Raw genomic sequence first — 481 nt, forward strand, 5'->3', positions numbered from 1 at the left:
TGCCCGCCCCGCGCCAATCGGCTAAATGAACCTCGACTAGCACCCGTAGCTCAGCTGGATAGAGCGTTGCCCTCCGAAGGCAAAGGTCACACGTTCGAATCGTGTCGGGTGCGCCAGTAAAATCAGGAAGATACGCGACATTCGCGGTTCCTGGCGTCCAGGCGGGTAAGCACTGGGTAAGCAGCCGACGTCAAGTCACCTGTGTTTTCTCACAAGCTTTTCCAGAACATTGTGGGTCAACTCGGACGAGAGGCGCTGAGGTACCATATCCACTGTGCCGACGTACTGTGTATTTTTGGCGGCGGTCTTGGATGGATTGCCGTTCTGATCGATCACCTGATGGAAGAATAGCTGAGCGATGGTTTGACCAGGATAGAGCGTAATCGGCGCCTCTCCCAGATTCCTAAGCTCAAGCGTCAGGCTGCCGGCGAATCCGGGATGTATACCTACAGCTGTCGCGACGATTAGTCCCAGACGGCCC

The 481-nt window shown here is 56.1% G+C and carries 1 tRNA gene and 1 pseudogene; one reads left to right on the plus strand and one right to left on the minus strand.

Annotated features, from left to right (window positions below):
* The first annotated feature begins 39 nt into the window (after nucleotides 1-39).
* Nucleotides 40-116 (plus strand) — tRNA-Arg (locus I6F21_RS37655).
* A gap of 79 nt (nucleotides 117-195) precedes the next feature.
* Here the strand turns inward: I6F21_RS37655 and I6F21_RS37660 are convergent.
* Nucleotides 196-481: pseudogene (locus tag I6F21_RS37660) on the minus strand (hypothetical protein); the annotation flags it as partial.

Origin of the sequence: Bradyrhizobium sp. NBAIM03, assembly GCF_020194055.1 — a bacterium.
GTDB lineage: Bacteria > Pseudomonadota > Alphaproteobacteria > Rhizobiales > Xanthobacteraceae > Bradyrhizobium > Bradyrhizobium yuanmingense.